This is a genomic window from Synechococcus sp. ROS8604 (assembly GCF_014279655.1).
Taxonomy (GTDB): Bacteria; Cyanobacteriota; Cyanobacteriia; order PCC-6307; family Cyanobiaceae; genus Synechococcus_C.
On the sequence record NZ_CP047946.1, the window covers coordinates 550,190 to 564,541 of the forward strand.

Sequence of the window (14,352 nt, forward strand, 5' to 3'; positions counted from 1 at the left end):
CCAGTGTTGAGTCGACTTCAGTTTGCGGGTCTTCCGCCGGCTGAATCGGCGACCTGCGGCACCTGTTTGCTCCTTAACTGTTCATTGCTATGCCAGCCGACGTGAAAGCCGCTCAGTCCTCCCAAGGCAATCCCCGTCCAGGGGAAAAGGACAAGGCCTTGGACCTTGTGCTCGGTCAAATCGAGCGAAATTTTGGGAAGGGTTCGATCATGCGTTTGGGAGATGCCTCCCGAATGCGGGTGGAAACCATCTCCACGGGGGCTCTCACTCTGGATCTAGCCCTTGGTGGTGGGTACCCCAAGGGGCGAGTGGTGGAGGTTTATGGACCTGAAAGTTCAGGAAAAACCACGCTCACGCTTCATGCCATCGCTGAGGTGCAAAAGCGTGGAGGGGTGGCGGCCTTCGTCGATGCTGAGCACGCCCTTGATCCTGTCTATGCGGCTTCTCTCGGCGTTGACATCGAAAATCTGCTGGTCTCCCAGCCGGATACGGGTGAGATGGCGCTTGAGATCGTCGATCAGTTGGTTCGCTCTGCTGCGGTCGACATTGTGGTGGTCGACTCGGTTGCCGCGCTGACACCTCGCGCTGAGATTGAGGGGGAAATGGGGGATTTGGCTGTTGGAGCGCAAGCGCGCCTGATGAGCCAAGCCATGCGCAAGATCACTGGCAACATTGGCAAGTCAGGTTGCACCGTGATCTTCCTGAACCAGCTTCGCTTGAAGATCGGAGTGACCTACGGCAATCCCGAAACCACCACTGGTGGCAATGCACTGAAGTTTTACGCCTCGGTAAGACTTGATATTCGCCGGATCCAAACTCTGAAGCGCGGCACTGAGGAGTACGGCATTCGGGCGAAGGTCAAGGTGGCGAAAAACAAGGTGGCACCTCCGTTTCGCATTGCTGAGTTCGATATTTTGTTTGGGCGTGGGATCAGCACGCTCGGATGTGTTCTCGATTTGGCCGAGGAAACGGGTGTGGTGACGCGCAAAGGGGCCTGGTACAGCTACGAGGGCGACAACATTGGCCAAGGTCGTGACAACACCATCGGCTGGCTCGAGCAAAACCCTGACGCCAAGGAGGCCATCGAAGTGCTTGTGCGTCAGAAGTTGACCGAAGGATCGGAAGTGACGGCGAATTCGATGCGTCCTTTGGCTGCTGCGGCCCGCTCAGCTGCAGCCAAGCCTGCGGCGAAACCGGCTGACACGGATAAAAAGTCCGCTGTTGATGGGGCTGCTTAACGGCTGACGGTTTCGGGAGTGCTGCCCGTGGTGGCGCGCTCCTGAATGGTGATAGCGATGCGTTGAAGCTCCTGAATGGCTTCAGCGCCCTCAAATTTCACGAGTTCTCGTCCATTGCGGGATTCAACCCAGCTGATCCCGAAGTCGGAGACAAGAAAACGCACGAGGTGTTGATCACCGAGTTCGGCTACGAACGATGCGCCATGGCCGTCATGGCCTTGGCCGTCATCGCAGCCGTAGCAGGTGGCGACAATCCCTTGCTTTTGAAGACTTGAAGCAAGGGCATGAAGGCTCATGACCAAGTCTTGGACGACGGTGCGGTACTGATCGGCAAGGCGTAAAAACATCACGGGTTCAGGAAACCTTTAGGAACTCTAAAGGTTTTGAACGGGGGCTTTTGCTGAGCGCCTTCTGGTTGGGCGGCTTTCGGCTGAAGCGTTAGGGCATGTCTGCCAGGGTCCACCAGCCCGCCGCCGGTCCGATGAAGCGCACCACGATCCAAAACACCACCAGCCCCCCAATGCCGATCCAGGCTCCCCGGGTTGTGAGGGCAACAAATTGCTGGGATTGGCTGCGGGTTAACGGCAACCAAGCAACGATTCGCTCACTGTCCTTGGGGTCAGATTTGCGTTGCTTGGGAGGTAGTCCCTGGCTGTTGCGACGTCGAGCTTCTCCCATCGAGGCAGGCTGATTGGCAGATATCAAGACTAGAGAGGGTGTCAGTCCGGCAACAGCCGCTGGAGGGGAGACCAGGGTTCGAGGGCGCGCAGGACCTGCTTGCCCCAGCTCCGTGCACGGACCCTCCCATCCAAAATGGCTAGCCGTCCGCCGCTCTGCCTTAAGGGCGCGATCGCTGGAACCAGCTTTGCTAGCGCTTCCGGCAGAAGTAAGTCACGGAACCAATCCCTTCCAAGCTTTTTCAACGATTCCACCCGAGCAGCCGTGAGCGGATCTTCCAAGCTGGAGACAGGAAGCAGGGCAACGATGAGCTGATCCAGAGCCGGTAGCTGGTTCTGATGGTTCATCCACCACGACCAACTGCAGCAGATCACTCCGTTGGCTTCCGGTGCTGTGCCTTGATGAATCACTCTGCTGCCAAATTCTCCAGCGAGTTCGCTGGTGAGTTTTTGCCTTAGCCCTGGATCGTCCAGGAGAACCAGGGTCAGTCCGCGACGCCCAAGAATCAAGCGCCGACATTGATCGAGAAGATGCTCCGCATAGATCGCCGTATTCGGCAACGGTTGCCGTCTGGGGGCGAACAACTGCAGCGGTTCCGTGTGCATTCGATCGTGGAGTTGGATGTCCACCACGGCCCCTGACTCTGGCGTCCGTTCAGCGGTATGCCTGGGCCGCTCCAGGGATACACCATCCGTTTGCAGAAGAATCGAAGGGTGTTGTTCCAGCAGAGAACGAAGCGTTTGCAGCGGTTCTAGGGGTTGAAGCGTCCAAGTCCATTGCAGCAGGTTGTGGTCGAGATGCGCCCAGCTGGCCCATTGCGAACTCTGGAGCGTTAACAACTCAGTCCAGGGCTCTGGTGAAGACCCAAGCAAACCGATCAAGTCGCGCAGGCTCACCAATGCGCTGCTTGGCATGGGCAGCTCGCAACTGGATCGGCTGGAGGCGGCGAACAATTGGCGGCTGAGGCGCTCGTGGAGGTCGAGGAGTGCAGGACCCGCTGCTGGGTAGGCCTGACGCAACCGATCCCAATCCTGGGTTGCGATGGTGAGCCCCATCGCTTGGCGCAGGTGGTGCGCCAACGATTCCGCTTCAGGAATGATCAACTGATGCGAAGGTTTGAAGCCGCCTTGGCGGTGAACGTTGACCAGTTCGGCCGGAGAGAGCAGCCAGAGTTGTGGGCCGGGGGGAGCAGAGCTGCCACTCCAACAGGCAAGCCTTAGGCCACCCTGGCGAAGACGGGGCAGTTCCACTTGAAGGAAGCGTTGCCGTTGGCGTTCATCGAGCACCAGCACACAGTCTTCGGAATGCAGGCAAAGAGGAACGAGCAACCCCAGCCACCAGCGATCCCGCTCACCCGCAGATAACCGGATGCGGGTGCGATCTTGTCTGCGCAAGCTGCGACCGATCAGACGGCTAAGCGTCAGATGGTGCTCCCATGGCATCTCCTCGAGATGGAGAAGTTGCTTGAGCTGCTGATGGGCTTGGACTTCCAGCATCCAAGGAGCCTAAGCAGTGCCCTGAATGGGTTTGGTTCATGCGGATCGATCGATCAACATGGGTGAATGAGCGAAATCGATCCGATGGATCAGGGGCAAGCGGTGCAGCCGTGGTGGATCCAGCGCGTCGGCGTGGTGGGGATGGGCTTGATCGGTGGCTCGATCGCCCTTGACCTCAGCCAACAAGGGGTTGAGGTGCAAGGCCTGGTTCACCGTGAAGTCACCGCTGAACGGGCCCGCAGCAGAGGGCTTGCTCCACTGGTGAGCACGGATCCCAGCTGTCTTCAAGATTGCGACCTGGTGATCCTGGCCCTCCCCTTGGCCTTGTTGCTGGCACCGGAAGAGAGCCTGCTGAAGGCCCTCCCCGAGCAGGCGGTGGTCACTGATGTGGGCTCTGTGAAGGCAGAGGTCCTGGCGGTTTGGCGCGATCTTCATCCGCGCTTTGTGGGGAGTCATCCCATGGCGGGAACGGCTCAAGCGGGGGTTGATTCTGGTTTTCCAGGACTTTTTTGTGGCCGTCCTTGGGTGTCAACACCTGAGTCTGCGACGGATCCAGTGGCCCTTGAGCTGATCCACCAGTTGGCCTTGCGGCTCGGTAGTCATTGGCTGACAGCTGATGCGGCCCGTCATGACCAAGCCGTGGCGCTGATCTCCCATCTCCCCGTCATCGTGAGTGCTGCTTTATTGCGGGCGGTAGGAGAAGAACGGGATCCTGCTGTGCTGGATCTGGCGAGGACCTTGGCGTCGAGCGGTTTTGCCGATACGAGCCGAGTGGGGGGTGGCAACCCGGCTCTCGGGACTGCCATGACGGCGCACAACACGCAGGCGGTGCTTCGCTCCTTAGCGGCTTATCGCTGGAGTTTGGAGCAGCTGGAAGAAGCGATTCTTGAGGGGCATTGGGCTCAGCTCGAGAAAGAGCTGGAAAAAACGCAGTCGCTACGACCGCAGTTCCTTTCTGAGTAGCGGAGGGTTTCAACTGTTGAGCTCAAGGGTTTGGCCGCGTTGAGCGAGCAATTGTCTGCAGGCCATGAAGGCAGACAGGGTGACCCCTGCTGTTCCCTCACCTGGATGAATGGAATCTCCACAGAGCCAGAGCCCAGGCATTGGCGTGCGGCTCGCCAGGCCAAAAGGTCCGAAACGGCTGGGAGATTGCCCCAAACCGCCGACGATGCCGTTGGGCCGACCGGTCCAGCGCAGAAAGCCCCTCGGTGTTGCCAGCTCCTGATGAAGCCAGGTGTGATCTGACAAGCCCAAGGCGGCTTCCACCTCGTTGCGGATCTTGGTTTGACAGGCCTTTTTTTTGCTTTGGTACTCCGTTTCTGAGCCCGAGAACCAACCCTTAGGGGTTGTAAACACGCTGGCAATCACAGTGGCTTGCCCTTTCGGCGCTCGGCCATCTCCCTCTCGGCTGATCGAGATAAACATTGAGCCAGGATCGCTTGCATCCCGTTGGTAATGGCCTGGACAGTCGTTTGGCAGATAGGCCCTGTCGATGGCGCCATAAAATACCAGTGCCCCACTGGGGGCCTCGAGCTCGGTGAGGTGTTGGCGATAGGGCGCTGGCATCGGCCTCTTGTCAGCGCTGTGTTCAGGAGCGATCAGCTCAGGGAGGCATTGAGGCGGGAGGGTGCTGATGACGTCGCCAGCGTCAAAGATCTGCTTTTTCCGGTCTGGTCCTTCAACGCGAAGTTGCCAGCCTGACCCATCTGAGTTTTGCTGCAATTGCTGGACGCGGTGACGCAGAAGCATGGTTCCTCCATCGCGCTTCAACCCAGATGCCAGCAGTTCACTGAGCACTTGCATGGATCCGTGAAGGTGCCATAGGCCCAGAGGGGCTTGGGTCATTTGCAACACCGTCGCTCCGTAAAGCGCTGCGGTCTGATCGGCGGGCTGTTGGGAGTAAAGCCGGAGTTGTAGATCGAGAAAGCGCCGCAGGCGTTGATCACTGCCGCAGCCAGACAGCGTTAAAAGGTCTTTGACTGTGCAGAGACTCAGAGGGGCGCTGAGCAGATTGCCTGGATTGATCGCTGCCAGTGTTTGCTTGAAATCCCAGCCATTGCGAATCGGTAAGACCGGGTCGGAAGCCGCAAAGAGCCAATTGCTTTGGTGAAGAAAGCTGCAGAGCTGCCAGAACCTTTCGCTGCCTGGAAATTGTTGTTGCCGTTCCTGCTTCCAGCGCAGGGGGTCGTGCCAAAGGTGCACGGGGGGAGATCCATCGGCCAGGTCGACGACGCAGCCTGGATCCAGTAGTTCTGCCTCTGGTAAGGGCAGATCCAGATGTTGAAAGATGCGGGCATGGCTGCCACCAGGTTCGAGCCCTGCCACTTGGGTGGCACCAACATCAAAGGTGTACGCCCCTCGACGGAAGGTGCCTGCACAGCCCCCCGGCTGATAATGCGCTTCTAAAAGGGTGACCGAAACACCGTCGCGTGCCAGCAGTGCCGCTGCCGTGAGTCCAGCGATGCCACCGCCGACCACGATCACGTCGTCGCGTTTTTGCATCAGGCCATGCTGACAGTTGCGTTAGGGAGATCGTGAATGCGAAGGCAACTGCTGGAGGCGTTGCAAAACGATTGTGGTCAGCTCCAGGGCTGTGAGTGCAAGACCCTGGAGCCTGCTTGCAGTGCCTCCACCTGGCGTGCTGACTTATCGGATGGGCGATCTCTCTTCCTGAAGCTGGCGTCACCAGCCATGCTCCACGTGGAAGCCCGGGGGCTCCGCTCCCTCAAGCATTGGGCTGACCCTGAGCTGCTGTTGATCCCTGATCCGCTTGGAGTGGTCCCGGTGGGAGAGCGAGCGGCGATGATTTTGCCCTGGCTTGAGTCCGGGCGAGGGGATCAACATCAGCTAGGGCGAGGGTTAGCCCTCCTTCATCGAGCATCTGCTGAAGCTGGGTTGGATCGATTTGGTTGGGATGAAGAGGGCTTTATTGGCTTGGGGCCGCAACCAGCTGGTTGGTTGCCGTCTTGGGGTGATGCGTTTGTGAGCTTGCGACTGATCCCCCAGCTTCAGTTGGCATCCAACTGGGGATTGGCTCTGGATCCACTCGAACCGTTGCTTGCAGCCACAAGGGTTTGGTTGGATCAACATCAGCCCGAGCCCTGCCTCGTGCATGGCGATCTGTGGGGAGGAAACGCGTCAGTGCTCGTTGATGGACGGGGAGCCTTGATCGACCCGGCCTGTTGGTGGGCTGATCGGGAGGTGGATCTGGCGATGACTCACCTGTTTGGTGGATTCAGTGCCCGCTTTTACGAGGGCTATCAACAGGAATGGCCGCTAGATCCCAAACATGACGATCGGATTGTCGTTTACAACCTCTATCACCTGTTGAATCACGCCAATCTGTTTGGAGGTGGCTACCAAAAAAAATCCCTCACAGCAATCGATGCCATGAGGTCAATGTTGTTGTGATTGAGAGAGAAAATCCGCTCCGTTTTAGCCGAGGTATTCGCTACGTAGGGTCTGAACGCGATTCACCAAAGCGGTGCGCTTTTCACTGGTGGTGAGATTTTTCCAGCTCCATTGGCCCACCACCACAACGCCGAGAAGCTCTAGGAGCCCTGGGACGACAGGAAGAAGATTGATGGTGTCGAGAATGCCCTTAATCAGAATTTGGGCAACGATGACAGCTGCAAAAATTCCAACCACTTTGCCAATACGACCGGCTTGGCTCCAATCCACCTTGTCTAAGGTCTCGTTGACTTTTCCGAGAATTTCGCTGTAGCGCTCAGAAAAGTTGGCGGTTTCAGTGTTGGTGGATGATTCGCTGGTGTTAGCGGTCCAAGTTGACTCACTCGCCGGGGTGGTGGACTCCTCGCTCATGGAACTAATGCTTAGTGCAGATTTTGGCTGAGATTATCGGTCTTTTTTCACAAGCGCCATCCCAGTTGATCATTGGTGCTGAATGCCTAATGGTTCTCCGTCACGATCTTCTGGCTCCCGCACCTGCAGAAGGCTGTGCTCTGTTGCTCGGAGAGGAGCATGGCTTGGCGGATTCAGCCGCGGATGATTGGTGCGTGCAGTTGATCTGGCCTTGCCGAAACATGGTGGGTCGTCAAGAAAAAGATCGTTTTGAGCTCGACCCCCGTGAGCAAATTGCCGCGCAACGTTGGGCGCGGTCGCGCTCATTAAAAGTGCTTGGGAGTGCCCATTCCCATCCGGGAGCTTCGGTGGTGCCTAGTCGAAGAGATCGTCTTTGGGCTGGGAGCTCAGGATTGATGCTGATCATGGGAAACAACCATGCCCTTGCGGCTTGGTGGCTGGAGGTCGAGGCTCCCCATTGCGCTCCCGCCGAGGTTCAGCCTCTGCCGATTCGGGTCATGGGGGAGACTCCTCTGACGTCCCTTCCAGGAGATCCTGGGATTCGCCATGACTGAAGCGGGGGGTGCTCCTCAGCTAAGTGGAGAGGAGAAGACCAGATATGCCCGCCATATCACCCTCCCCGAAGTGGGCATTGCCGGACAGCAACGCTTAAAAGCAGGCTCGGTGTTGTGCATTGGTGCTGGTGGCCTGGGTTCGCCGCTCCTGCTTTATTTGGCGGCGGCAGGGGTGGGTCGCATCGGGGTTGTGGATGATGACCTTGTTGAGCCCTCCAACCTGCAACGTCAGGTGATCCATGGCACGGGAACGGTGGGCCAGGCCAAAACGTCATCAGCGGGTTCTCGAATAAAAGATCTCAATCCCTTTTGTCGGGTGGAAGAGCATGGTGTCCGCTTGTCGGCGAGCAATGCGCTGGAGCTGGTTTCTGCGTACGACGTGGTGGTAGACGGAACGGATAATTTCGCCAGTCGCTATTTGATTAATGACGCCTGCGTCTTGACCAAGCGACCGTTCGTGTATGGCTCGGTCCAGCGCTTTGAAGGGCAAGTGAGTGTGTTCAATCTTGGGAGTGAATCACCGGATTATCGAGACCTGGTCCCGGAGCCGCCGCCGCAAGGGCTCGTCCCCTCCTGCGCTGATGGAGGAGTGATGGGTGTGATGCCTGGCTTGATTGGCCTGATTCAGGCCGCTGAGGTCATCAAGCTGATCACCGGAATTGGGACCCCCCTTGATGGTCGGTTGCTCTTAGTGGATGGCTTGTCGATGCGGTTTCGCGAGCTCACCTTGCGAAGAAGGCCAAGTCGCGCCCCCGTCGAAAAGCTGATTGACTACCAAGCGTTCTGCACGGCCGGAGGTTCGATCTCCGGGGAGAGATCGAATCTGATGAAAAGCATTTCTGTGGTTGCGCTCAAAGCCCTGTTGGATCAGAACCAAGACTTGGCGTTGATCGATGTGCGCAATCCAGCAGAAGTTGAGGTTGCTGTGATCGCTGGCTCCGAATTGATCCCGTTGTCCACGCTTGAGAGTGATGAGGTGATCGAACGCATCCAGGCCATCGCGGCGAGCCGAACGGTTTATGTGCACTGCAAACTGGGAGGACGTTCGGCTAAGGCGGTAGAGCTTCTTGCCAGCCACGGCATCGATGCGGTCAACGTGGAAGGCGGGATTGATGCCTGGTCAGAGCAGATTGACCCTTCCGTTCCGCGCTATTGAGCGCGATTAGTAATCGACACCGCGCTTGAGATCAACGCCCTGCTCGGCGTAGTGCTTGTGGCACACCATCTCTGAATGGACGCTTGCAAGGTCGAAATAGGCCGGCTGGTGTTTGCACCGGCCGGTAATAATCACCTCCGTCTCTGTGGGCTTACGGAGCAAGGCCTGAACGATGGGTTCAACCGGTAGAAGCTCGAGATCCACTGTGGGGTTCAACTCATCGAGAATCACGGTTTTGTAGAGCCCACTTGCGATCGCAGCTCTGGCGATTTCCCAGGCGCGTTCTGCTTCTACGTAGTCGATGGGTTGTTGCTGGCCACGCCAAACGATGGCATCACGCCCTGAGCGAAGGTGATCGACCAAATGGGGATAACTCTCACGCAAGGCTGCGATCGCGGCGTCTTCTGTATACCCACTTCCTCCTTTAAGCCATTGCAGGATCAGTACGCGATGGCTTTTGTCCTGGCTGATTCCTCTGCCGATCGCTTGCAGAGCTTTTCCGAGGGCACTGGTGGATTTCCCTTTTCCTTCACCGGTGTAGATCTCGATGCCGCCTGCCGTGACAAACGACAGCGCTGCGTTGTTGTCCACCTCTGGGCGTCGGTGCGCGCGCATTTCAGAGTGAAGATCTGCAATTTCCACTAATGGGCGTGGAGCTCCACGCCCGGTGACGATGATTTCCATGCCTTCCGGTCGGCTCTTCAGCGACCGAATCACATCTTCGGTTTCGAGTAAGCCGAGATCCAGCACTGGATTGAGTTCATCGAGAACGACGACGGAGTACAAAGCGCTTGCAATGGCTCCTTTGGCGATGTCCCAGCCCCGTTGAGCTTCCTGTCGGTCGAAGCGTTTCACCTCATCCACACTGAAATAGTCTCCCCGGCCCGTTCGAACCTGATCAATTAAGTGGGGGAAACCCTGTTGCAGAGCTTCGATCGCGGCATCTTCGTCGTAAGCCCGTCCTGGCCCTTTGAGGAATCGAAGCAACAGAACCCTTGTGCGTCTTTGCTCGCAGATCCCAAGGCCGATGGTGCGCAGCACAACACCCAAGGCTGCTTGGCTTTTGCCCTTGCCCTCACCGTCATACACATGCAACTGACCGAGGCTCCGCTCGCGGCTGTCAGCAGCCGTGACGATTCCGACGCCGCGGTTGCCGCGAGAGCGGTTGGCTTGTGACGTACCGGATGAGACTGCATCCATTGGCGGGAAAAGGATGAGTCTTCTTACGCTGGGAGCATACAGAGATTTCGAGCAACGGCAGTGACCAACGTGATCTTCCGCCAGCTCGAATCGTTGTCCGAGCTGGAATGTGACCTCTTGGAGCGGTTGCGTAATGACGTTGCGGCTCAGAAGCACGTGTGTGTTGCTTATTCGGGTGGTGTTGACAGCAGCCTCGTTGCAGCAATCGCCCATGAGCAGCTCGGCGAACAGGCCTTAGCGATTACGGGCGTTTCACCCTCCCTAGCGCCCCATCTCCTGGTGGAAGCACGTCAGCAGGCAGCCTGGCTTGGGATGCGGCATCAGGAGGTGTCCACTCTTGAGCTTGAAGATCCGAGTTACACCAGCAATCCTCAGGACCGTTGCTATGCCTGCAAGCGAGAGCTGCATCGCCATCTCGCTCCGATTGCGGCTGAAGCCAACGGCGCCCTTGTCCTCGATGGGGTGAATCAAGATGATTTAGGTGATCATCGTCCTGGGATTGCGGCAGCGCTGGAAGCTGGTGTTCGCTCCCCATTGGCTGAACTTGGCATCACGAAGGCGACCGTTCGCCGCTTGTCTTGGGCGCTTGGTTTCCCTTGGTGGGATAAGCCTGCGCAGCCTTGCCTTGCTTCCCGCTTCCCCTACGGAGAAGCCATCAGCAGTGAACGCCTTCAGCGGGTGGGACAGGCAGAAGCCTGGTTGATTCAGCACGGATTTGATCAGGTTCGGGTGCGTAGCCACGGACTGGCGGCTCGGGTGGAGGTTCCAGAGGAGCGAATTGCCGATCTTTTGCAGCCTTTGCTGCGGCGTGAATTGGTGAAAACCCTTCTCAGTCTTGGTTTCACCTCCGTGAGTGTGGACGTGGAGGGTCTGGTGAGCGGCAAGCTCAATCGCGTTTAGACGTTCGATCAAACATCGACTTCGTAACGACTGTGGCGCTGGTTGCCCGCTCTGAATAGTTTCTATAAAGATGAATCCTTTCTTGTGGCACTGCATCAATCCCGTCATTATCTCCATGACAGTGAGGAGCAGGCCATGGTTGATGCCATGCTCTCTCCGCTGCCAAAGCATCATTTCCCAGGAGTAGGGCGTGAGGGCAATTCCACAGTGCAACTTTTGAAAGAAGAGTTGCTTCTTGATGGAAATAGTAAGCAGAACTTGGCCACATTTTGTCAGACCTATCAAGCGCAAAGTGCGATGGAGTTGATGACTCTGGGAGTGGATAAAAATCTGATCGATAAAGATGAATATCCTCAGACGGCGGAGCTTGAGAGTCGCTGCGTTTCAATGATGGCCGACTTGTGGAATGCCCCTGGTGCCGCCGTTGGATGCTCCACCATTGGCAGTAGTGAAGCGGCCATGCTTGGAGGGATGGCCGCGAAGTGGCGGTGGCGCAAACGTCGCGAGGCGGCAGGCTTGCCAACCGATAAGCCCAACATGGTGTGTGGCAGTGTGCAGATCTGCTGGAAGAAATTTGCGCGCTATTGGGATATTGAAATGCGTGAATTAGAGATGCTTACTGGTGAATTATGTATCAGTCCTGAGCGTGTTATCGAGGCTGTGGATGAGAACACGATTTTTGTGGTGCCCACGCTTGGGGTGACGTATCACGGCCTTTATGAGGACATTGAGTCCATCAGCAAGGCTTTGGATGACCTTCAGGCTCGTACAGGCCTTGATGTGCCGATTCACGTGGATGCGGCCAGTGGTGGCTTTCTTGCTCCGTTCTGCGCACCGGATCTCCCCCTGTGGGACTTTCGCTTGGAACGCGTGAAATCGATTAATGCTTCAGGCCATAAATTTGGTTTGGCACCCCTGGGCGTGGGCTGGGTTCTCTGGCGTAGTCAGGATGATCTGCCCGATGAGCTGGTCTTTCACGTGACCTATCTGGGTGGAGACATGCCGACATTCCAGATTAATTTTTCAAGGCCGGCAGGTCAGGTGATCGCTCAATATCACGAATTTGTGCGCTTAGGTCGAGAGGGCTATCGCATGCTTCATATGGCCAGTCATGCCAATGCGCAGTACTTCGCCGAAAAATTACGGGAGATGGACCTGTTCAAAATCATCCATGACGGTGCTCCCGACCAGGGCATTCCCACCGTGGTTTGGACTCTTGATGACAATCCGGATCATGGCTTCAACCTCTATGACTTTGCCGATCGGTTGCGGATGCGTGGCTGGCAGGTGCCTGCCTACCCCTTTACAGGAGAACTGGAATCAACAGCCTTCCAACGAATTTTGGTGAAGCGAGACTTCACTCGCGACATGGCGGACCTGCTTCTGCAAGACATCAGGCAAGCCATTGAACATTTTCAAAAGCACCCGATTACGAACAATCTGCTCGCCGCAGAGGCGGCGTCTTACAACCACCTCTGAACCCAGGTCTTGCACTCAGGCCGCGATCGGAACGGCCGGCATCCGCTCGGTTGTTCCAAGCGCTGCCGGTGTTTCCCGTAAGAAGCTGCGTAGGGCGTGACGACCAGCACCTAGGTCTTCGCACAGCACCTCACAGGCTTTCTCCGGCATGGTGTGGTCACCACAGGTAAAAACATCCACGGCTGCGTATCCGTTTTCAGGCCAGGTGTGAATGGAGATGTGGGATTCAGCCAGGAGTGCCAGACCTGTCACCCCTTGGGGTTCGAAGCGGTGGGTGATCAGGTTGAGCAGAGTTGCACCAGCACGGTGGGCTGCTGTCGTGATGGTGTGTCTGAGAAAAGTTTCGTCGTCGAGCTTTGAAGGATCGCAGTCGTAGAGCTCGAGAATGCAGTGTTTACCAACCATGTCGGTTGCACTGGTGTCGGTTGCACTGCGCGTGGTCGCGTCGGAGCTGAGGTCTGTAGTGCTCTCTTTCGTCGCCCATCCCGGGTTGGGATGCAGGCTGAACAAGGACTGCTCCATCAAGAATCTTCATGTAAATGGCTCGCGACCCTACCGCGTCTCGGACTGTGATCTCAAGCTGTCTGCCTCGAGAATCTGCGACTGCTCACGCCATCCGCCTTCAAAGGCGTCGAGATGGGTGGCACTAACAAGGCATTGATGGTTTTCTCCAACGGCCTCGAGGAGGGCCAGCTGCCGTGTGGGGTCGAGTTCTGCCAAAACGTCATCCAGCAAAAGAAGGGGAGGTTCGCCACAGAGTTCCCCGACCAGTTGTAACTCCGCCATCTTCAAGGCCAGCACTAGGGTGCGTTGTTGGCCAGATGAGCCGAAACGTCTTGCCGCGGTTCCATTGATCCGCATTTCGATTTCGTCGCGATGAGGTCCAACTCGGCAGCTGCCTAAACGTTCTTCTTCCTTGCGTTGGTCTCGGAGCTGTTGCTCAATCGTCAGTCGCCAGGATTCCTCCTGTTCTTCTCCGATCAAGGCACTGCCAGGGGTGTAGCAAAGCTGAAGTTGCTCCCGGCCTTCACTCAGCCTGTCTTGCCATACAGCGGCTAGGGGCTCTAGTCGGGCAAGGGCTCGCAGACGCCTGCGATGAATGCGTGTGCTCACAAGAGCCATTTGGCTATCAAAGCTTTCGAGGAGCGCTTGCGGTTCCATGCCTGTTGATAACCCTCCCCGTCGCCAGAATTGGGCCCGCTGTCTCAGCAAGCGCCCGTAGCGACTGATGAGATCGGCATAAACAGGCTCCAGCTGAAGCACAACACGATCGAGCCACTGGCGGCGCAGGGCGGGCTCGCCTCTCACGAGATGCAGGTCGAGGGCGCTGAAGCCCACGCAGCGCAGAGGACCAATCAAGTCCAGCTGTCGTTGCAGTGGTTTCCCGTTGCGCTTGGCTTGGCGGCCGCCGCGGCGACGCAGTTCCAGTTCAAGGATCTGCTGGTCTGCGCAGGTTGCCTTTAGCAGGGCACGGCTGGCGTCCCAATGGATGAGATCTCCATCCTGGCTGGCTCGGTGCGAGCGCAGGCTGCCGAGGAGCTCCACGGATTCCAGCAGGTTTGATTTGCCCACACCGTTGCTACCGATCACCAGGAGGCGTGGTGCTTTGATCTCCAGCTGCAGGTTGCTGTGATTGCGAAAGCCCTGCAGTTGAAGCTGGAGAAGCCGAATTGGTCCGAATGCGTCGTGTCGCTAAGGTACTTGGATCGGCTGATTTTGCCGATCAATACCGGCAGCTGTCGCGGCAGCCGCAGGGGCATGTAGCTCAGTTGGATAGAGCATCAGATTCCGGTTCTGAGGGTCGGGGGTTCGAGTCCCTCCATGCTCGT

The 14,352-nt window shown here is 57.4% G+C and carries 15 protein-coding genes and 1 tRNA gene; 8 read left to right on the plus strand and 8 right to left on the minus strand.

What is annotated here, in order from left to right; genetic code table 11:
• Positions 1 to 89 precede the first annotated feature (89 nt).
• Positions 90 to 1,238, plus strand: a complete 1,149-nt coding sequence (recA, locus tag SynROS8604_RS02855; protein ID WP_006854833.1) for a recombinase RecA — start codon at positions 90 to 92, stop codon at positions 1,236 to 1,238.
• Here the strand turns inward: recA and SynROS8604_RS02860 are convergent.
• The 3 genes from SynROS8604_RS02860 to SynROS8604_RS02870 form a co-directional block, all read right to left on the minus strand.
• Complete coding sequence (locus SynROS8604_RS02860; protein ID WP_186545059.1) at positions 1,235 to 1,585, minus strand: DUF1815 family protein; 351 nt, start codon at positions 1,583 to 1,585, stop codon at positions 1,235 to 1,237. The genes recA and SynROS8604_RS02860 overlap by 4 nt on opposite strands.
• Before the next feature lie 91 nt (positions 1,586 to 1,676).
• Positions 1,677 to 1,916 carry a DUF2839 domain-containing protein gene (locus tag SynROS8604_RS02865; RefSeq protein ID WP_006854835.1) on the minus strand — a complete coding sequence of 80 codons (240 nt, stop codon included), beginning with the start codon at positions 1,914 to 1,916 and terminating at the stop codon, positions 1,677 to 1,679.
• A gap of 41 nt (positions 1,917 to 1,957) precedes the next feature.
• The gene (locus SynROS8604_RS02870) at positions 1,958 to 3,412 is read right to left on the minus strand and encodes a helicase (RefSeq protein WP_186545060.1); all 1,455 of its coding nucleotides are present in this window, start codon (positions 3,410 to 3,412) and stop codon (positions 1,958 to 1,960) included.
• Between the two features lie 66 nt (positions 3,413 to 3,478).
• Between SynROS8604_RS02870 and SynROS8604_RS02875 the strand changes: the two genes are divergently transcribed.
• Entirely contained in the window at positions 3,479 to 4,375 is an 897-nt protein-coding gene (locus SynROS8604_RS02875) for a prephenate/arogenate dehydrogenase (protein ID WP_255445159.1), read from the plus strand.
• A gap of 9 nt (positions 4,376 to 4,384) precedes the next feature.
• Here SynROS8604_RS02875 and crtD read toward each other — a convergent pair whose 3' ends face one another.
• On the minus strand, positions 4,385 to 5,914 hold the full coding sequence (gene crtD / locus SynROS8604_RS02880) for a C-3',4' desaturase CrtD (protein WP_186545061.1): 1,530 nt from the start codon (positions 5,912 to 5,914) through the stop codon (positions 4,385 to 4,387).
• A gap of 36 nt (positions 5,915 to 5,950) precedes the next feature.
• On the opposite strand from crtD, the gene SynROS8604_RS02885 reads away from it, so the two are divergent.
• Positions 5,951 to 6,823, plus strand: coding sequence for a fructosamine kinase family protein (locus SynROS8604_RS02885; protein WP_186545062.1), 873 nt, complete (start codon positions 5,951 to 5,953; stop codon positions 6,821 to 6,823).
• Positions 6,824 to 6,847: 24 nt separating this feature from the next.
• Here the strand turns inward: SynROS8604_RS02885 and SynROS8604_RS02890 are convergent, their stop codons facing one another.
• Positions 6,848 to 7,234, minus strand: a complete 387-nt coding sequence (locus tag SynROS8604_RS02890) for a CAAD domain-containing protein (protein WP_006854840.1) — start codon at positions 7,232 to 7,234, stop codon at positions 6,848 to 6,850.
• A gap of 89 nt (positions 7,235 to 7,323) precedes the next feature.
• Between SynROS8604_RS02890 and SynROS8604_RS02895 the strand changes: the two genes are divergently transcribed.
• A complete protein-coding gene (locus SynROS8604_RS02895) occupies positions 7,324 to 7,788 on the plus strand; it encodes a M67 family metallopeptidase (protein ID WP_255445160.1) in 465 nt (154 codons plus the stop codon).
• Positions 7,781 to 8,944 carry a molybdopterin-synthase adenylyltransferase MoeB gene (moeB, locus tag SynROS8604_RS02900; RefSeq protein WP_186545064.1) on the plus strand — a complete coding sequence of 388 codons (1,164 nt, stop codon included), beginning with the start codon at positions 7,781 to 7,783 and terminating at the stop codon, positions 8,942 to 8,944. The genes SynROS8604_RS02895 and moeB overlap by 8 nt, the downstream gene beginning before the upstream one ends.
• A 6-nt stretch (positions 8,945 to 8,950) precedes the next feature.
• On the opposite strand, the gene SynROS8604_RS02905 is transcribed toward moeB, so the two are convergent.
• Positions 8,951 to 10,144, minus strand: a complete 1,194-nt coding sequence (locus SynROS8604_RS02905; RefSeq protein ID WP_186545065.1) for a cob(I)yrinic acid a,c-diamide adenosyltransferase — start codon at positions 10,142 to 10,144, stop codon at positions 8,951 to 8,953.
• Between the two features lie 72 nt (positions 10,145 to 10,216).
• Between SynROS8604_RS02905 and larE the strand changes: the two genes are divergently transcribed.
• Positions 10,217 to 11,044, plus strand: a complete 828-nt coding sequence (gene larE / locus SynROS8604_RS02910; protein ID WP_186545772.1) for an ATP-dependent sacrificial sulfur transferase LarE — start codon at positions 10,217 to 10,219, stop codon at positions 11,042 to 11,044.
• 84 nt (positions 11,045 to 11,128) lie between these two features.
• Positions 11,129 to 12,523 carry a glutamate decarboxylase gene (locus tag SynROS8604_RS02915; RefSeq protein ID WP_186545066.1) on the plus strand — a complete coding sequence of 465 codons (1,395 nt, stop codon included), beginning with the start codon at positions 11,129 to 11,131 and terminating at the stop codon, positions 12,521 to 12,523.
• Positions 12,524 to 12,538: 15 nt separating this feature from the next.
• On the opposite strand, the gene speD is transcribed toward SynROS8604_RS02915, so the two are convergent.
• Positions 12,539 to 13,045 carry an adenosylmethionine decarboxylase gene (speD, locus tag SynROS8604_RS02920; protein ID WP_186545067.1) on the minus strand — a complete coding sequence of 169 codons (507 nt, stop codon included), beginning with the start codon at positions 13,043 to 13,045 and terminating at the stop codon, positions 12,539 to 12,541.
• A 30-nt stretch (positions 13,046 to 13,075) separates the two neighbouring features.
• Positions 13,076 to 14,173: a DNA replication/repair protein RecF gene (recF, locus tag SynROS8604_RS02925; protein WP_255445273.1), complete on the minus strand. Its 1,098-nt coding sequence runs from the start codon at positions 14,171 to 14,173 to the stop codon at positions 13,076 to 13,078.
• A gap of 104 nt (positions 14,174 to 14,277) precedes the next feature.
• Here recF and SynROS8604_RS02930 point away from each other — a divergent pair.
• Positions 14,278 to 14,351 (plus strand) — tRNA-Arg (locus SynROS8604_RS02930).
• The last annotated feature ends 1 nt before the right edge of the window (position 14,352 follow it).